Origin of the sequence: Phenylobacterium sp., from assembly GCF_030651755.1 — a bacterium.
In the GTDB taxonomy this organism is placed as follows: Bacteria; Pseudomonadota; Alphaproteobacteria; order Caulobacterales; family Caulobacteraceae; genus Phenylobacterium.
Genome location: NZ_JAUSBZ010000004.1, coordinates 1 through 4,181, shown reverse-complemented (window position 1 = coordinate 4,181; position 4,181 = coordinate 1). Strand labels below are relative to the sequence as shown.

Genomic DNA, 4,181 nt, shown 5'->3' with positions numbered 1-4,181 from the left:
CTCCTCGCGCAGCTTCTCCAGCACGAATGGGACCTCTGGCCAGTCGAAACCTACCTGAGCGGCGCGCTTGGTCAGCTTCACGGCCCGGGTCATGGCTGGCAGGCCTGCGGGCACGTCATCCAGCAGGCTCTGGTCGCGGCCCTTGCCGGCCCTTTCCTGCGCCTTAATGGCCTCCCAGGCGGCGGTCTGAGCCTCGCCCGTAGCGTAGAACTCCTCCCCAAAGACATGGGGATGGCGACGGATCATCTTGTCATTGATGGCGCGGGCCACATCGTCGAAGGAAAAGGCGCCCCTTTCCTCGGCGATCCGGGCATGGAACACCACCTGCAGCAGGAGGTCCCCCAGTTCCTCCTTCAGATCCGCCAGATCGTTGCGCTCAATGGCGTCGGCCACTTCATAGGCCTCCTCCACGGTGTAGGGGGCGATGGTGGCGAAGGTCTGCGCCAGATCCCAGGGACAGCCATCCTTCGGATCACGCAATCGCGCCATGATGGCCAGCAGGCGCTCCAGCGGCGGGGTCTCTGGCGCAGGGAGAGGGGAAGGCATGGCATCCTAGGGCTGATGACGTCGTCAACCCAGACATAGGCCATGGCGATGGGGCTCGCCAGCGCCGGCCTCTATCTGAGCGCGTAGAGCTGGCCGCGGCTCAGACGATGGCTGAAGCGTTCGAAGGTCCAATGGGCGTCGCCCCAGACCGCCTGACGGCGGGAGTCCGCCAGATCGGACGCGTACCACTGAAAGCTCACCGGCAGGGTCGCGCCATCAAAGGCGATCATCTGCCCCTCGATCGCAGCCCCCCCAAGGGACACGCTGCGGAAGGAGAGACCCGGCTTGGATCGCATCTGCTCGCGGGTGGGGCGGCTCGGCTTGGCGTCGACCAGCACCAGTTCCACCCGGCCGCCGGCCATGACCCCCATCCGCTCCAGGTCCTTTTCGACCGACATCCGTAGATGCTCTGCCAGGGCCTCAACTTCCGGCAAACCATAGGTCTTCTGAGCGGCGGCCCGCAGGGCCGGGCTGAGCGTGACACTGACCGTCGGCCCGGCCGGGGCCAGGGCCGTCTCCGCCAGACCCGTCGTGGGCTGGGCCAAGGCCGGGGTGGCGAGCAGAACGGCGGCCAACAGGGCGCTCAGAAGGGCACGCATGGAACAGCCTCCGATTGATCGAGGGAAGGTTGAGGCGAAACCGTGGCGCTACTGTGGCGCCCAGGTCTCTGTCAATTTCCACCTAGTCGACCGCATGCAGCCCCTTCGACTCCAATAGCGTCCAGATGTCGCTGGCCGTTTCAGCATAGCCGAACAGGTCCAGATCCTGGGGTGAGATCATGCCGTGTTCAACCAGGGCGTCGAAATTGATCACCTGGGACCAATAGGCCTGGTCATGCAGGGCGATAGGAATCGGCGGGCTCTTGTGCGCTTGGCGCAGGGTCAGCAGTTCAAACAACTCATCAAGGGTTCCAAAGCCCCCGGGAAAGATCACCAGGGCGCTGGCGCGCATGGCCAGATGCATCTTGCGCATGGCGAAGTAGTGGAACTGGAAGGTCAGCTCAGGGGTCGAATAGGGATTGGGCGCCTGCTCATGGGGCAGGGTGATATTGAAGCCGATCGAAGGGGCGCCAGCCTCGTGGGCGCCGCGATTGGCCGCCTCCATGATCCCCGGTCCGCCGCCTGTGGCGATCACATTGTGGCGGCCCTCACGACCGTCCAGCAATGCGCCGCCGACCTCAGACGCCAGTCGGCCAAAGCTGCGGGCAGCCTCGTACCAGTCGGCTTGACGGCCGGGGCCGTCCGGCCTCACCCGGGCGCTGCCGAACACCACGATGGTCGAGACGACCCCCCAGGCCCGCAGGGCCTCCTCGGCCTTGGCGTATTCCAGCAGGAACCTCACGCCGCGCATGGAATCTCCCAGGAGAAAATCCTGGTCCCGGGCGGCCAGGCGGTAGGAGGGGGAGGCGAGATGAGCGGCAAGCTCAGGCGGAAAAGGGGGCGTCGACATGGCTGAACCGTGCCCGGAGTCGTACAAGGCGGTCCATACTCAGTCTGCGAAATGAGCCGCCTGTGCGGGCCAAGGTTTACCGACATTCACTGTGGGGGAGAAAAATTCCCTTGAATCGAAGGCGATTGGACCATTTGCTCAGGTGACACCCGCTTCCGCCCTTGGCAGTGTCGGAAGCTGATTCTCAACCTGGAGCCATCCATGAACACCTCCGACATCATCGATCGCGTCGCCGCGGCCGACGACAAGCTGACCAAGGCGCAAGCCAAGCAGATCGTGGACGGCGTTTTCGCCGCGATCCGCGACGCCGCCATCAGCGGCGAGGAAGTGTCCCTGCCGGGCTTTGGCAAGTTCAAGGTGCAGAACAAGCCGGCGCGCACGGGTCGCAATCCTCAAACGGGCGAAGCCGTCCAGATCGCCGCCTCCAAGAAGGTGTCGTTCCAGCCGGCCAAGGCCCTCAAGGACGCCGTCAACGGCTAAGGCCCGACACGGACCAGAGACGCTGCGCCCCACGGGGCGGCGGCACGATCAAGGCCGGCGTCCCACGGGCGCCGGCCTTTGTCATGTCCGCCAGCGGCTCTTTGCGGGGGAGGGCGCCTCTATTCCGCGACGGGCTGAAGCTGCGCCTCAGCATGGGCCGTGTCGGGATGGCCCTCCCAGGGGCCCAGGCGTCGATGGGTTTTCGCCGCCAGTTCGGCGCATCGGAGAAGGGCGTCGGCGAGCTCAAGGGCGCTATCGAGTTGGCCGACGGGCAGGGCGCCGCGGGCGGTGGCCTGCAGGAGATCGGTCTTGACCTGCTGATAGGCGCGCTCCGTGGTCTCGATCAGGCGGGCGCAGGCAGGCTCCAGGTGGGGGAAGGCGACGCCTGGCCCCTCCAGGCTATCCGCCAGGGCCTGTCTCAGCTCGCCCCAGCTCGCGGAGGCCGTCTCAGCGCCTGCGGGCGGCGCTTTAAGCCGCAGGCTCGCGCGCTCGATCTCCTCCAGGTGCTGCACAGCCCGGATCACGTCGGGCAGGGCCTCCGTCACCGCGTCGGGAAGGGGGCCCGCGCTCATTTCGCCAACAAAGTTCCGGATCTCCCGCCCGAGGGGCAGCAACTGCCCTTCGGCGGCGGCCCCGGAAAGACCAACGCGCCGCCGGTGGGCGACCATCTCAAAAGCGGCCTCCCGCATGCGTTCAACCTCAAGAACCAAGCCCCGCAGCGCTAGCGCGGGCACGGAGGCAAGGGTGGAGTCAAGATATCGAGGCTTGGCCAGATCTTCTTCGGCGGTCACGAAGCGCCGCTGCAGGAAGGCGATCAGGCGCCCTCCCATCAGCGCCATGATCAGCGCGCCGAGCAGATTGAACAGGGTGTGGAACATGGCCAGGATGGCCGGGGTCTCAGCCTGCGGATTGAAACTGGCCGTCAACCAGGTGCTCAGCCACAGCAGGGGTGATAGCAGGGCCAGGGCGCTCACCGCGGCGACGGCGTTGAAGATCACATGCCCCACCGCCACCCGCCGCGCCGCCGGCGTTGCGCTCAGGGCGGCCAGGATCGCTGTCGATGTGGTGCCGATATTGGTGCCAATCACCGCCATGGCGGCGATGGCGAGCGGAATTTCCCCACTGGCGGCGGCGGTCAGGGTGAGGGCGATGGCGGCGCTGGAGGACTGGGTCAGCACTGTGACCACAACCCCAACCGCCAGGGCGACCAGGAGACTGACGAGGGTGGCGTCGCTCGGGACCAGATGCCCCACGTCGTTCAGGAGGTCTGAAAAGCCACTCTGCAACACGCCGACGCCGAGGAAGAAGGCGCCAAACCCAGCCATGGCCTGGCCGGCGCCATAAAGCCGGGAGCGACCTCGGAACGCCAGCCGTCCCAACATCCCAAATCCGATCAGGGGCAGGGCCAGCGCCCCCACATCGATCTTCACGCCCACCAGGGCAACCAGCCAGCCGGTCATGGTGGTCCCGACATTGGCCCCGATGATGAGCCAGACAGCCTGCGCCAGGTTGAGTAGCCCCGCGTTCACGAAACCGAGGGTGGCCACGGTTACGGCGCTGGACGATTGCAGCAGGGCGGTGATCAGGACCCCGGCCAGAAAGCCGCGAGGCGCCGACCGGGTCCAGGACTCCAGTACCGCCTGCAGAGCGCCGCCGGCCGCCAGCTTCAGCCCTTCGGTCATCAGCCACATGCCGAGGAGAAACAG

At 66.4% G+C, this 4,181-nt stretch carries 5 protein-coding genes; 1 reads left to right on the top strand and 4 read right to left on the bottom strand.

The window, feature by feature from the left end; genetic code table 11:
- The 3 genes from mazG to Q7V15_RS00170 all read right to left on the bottom strand — a co-directional run.
- Positions 1-546 (bottom strand): nucleoside triphosphate pyrophosphohydrolase (gene mazG / locus Q7V15_RS00180; RefSeq protein ID WP_304752685.1); only part of this gene is annotated, 546 nt, incomplete at its 3' end.
- 71 nt (positions 547-617) lie between these two features.
- Entirely contained in the window at positions 618-1,145 is a 528-nt protein-coding gene (locus tag Q7V15_RS00175) for a hypothetical protein (protein WP_304752682.1), read from the bottom strand.
- A gap of 82 nt (positions 1,146-1,227) precedes the next feature.
- Positions 1,228-1,995: a TIGR00730 family Rossman fold protein gene (locus Q7V15_RS00170; protein WP_304752679.1), complete on the bottom strand. Its 768-nt coding sequence runs from the start codon at positions 1,993-1,995 to the stop codon at positions 1,228-1,230.
- Between the two features lie 201 nt (positions 1,996-2,196).
- Here Q7V15_RS00170 and Q7V15_RS00165 point away from each other — a divergent pair, with 201 nt between their 5' ends.
- Positions 2,197-2,475: an HU family DNA-binding protein gene (locus Q7V15_RS00165; RefSeq protein ID WP_304752677.1), complete on the top strand. Its 279-nt coding sequence runs from the start codon at positions 2,197-2,199 to the stop codon at positions 2,473-2,475.
- Between the two features lie 119 nt (positions 2,476-2,594).
- Here the strand turns inward: Q7V15_RS00165 and Q7V15_RS00160 are convergent.
- Positions 2,595-4,181: Na/Pi cotransporter family protein (locus Q7V15_RS00160; protein WP_304752675.1), on the bottom strand; the 1,587-nt coding region annotated here is incomplete at its 5' end.

Coding starts and splice junctions, on each gene's coding strand:
- Q7V15_RS00175 (WP_304752682.1), bottom strand. CDS start 1,145: ATGCGTGCCCTTCTGAGCGCCCTGTTGGCCGCCGTTCTGCTCGCCACC.
- Q7V15_RS00170 (WP_304752679.1), bottom strand. CDS start 1,995: ATGTCGACGCCCCCTTTTCCGCCTGAGCTTGCCGCTCATCTCGCCTCC.
- Q7V15_RS00165 (WP_304752677.1), top strand. CDS start 2,197: ATGAACACCTCCGACATCATCGATCGCGTCGCCGCGGCCGACGACAAG.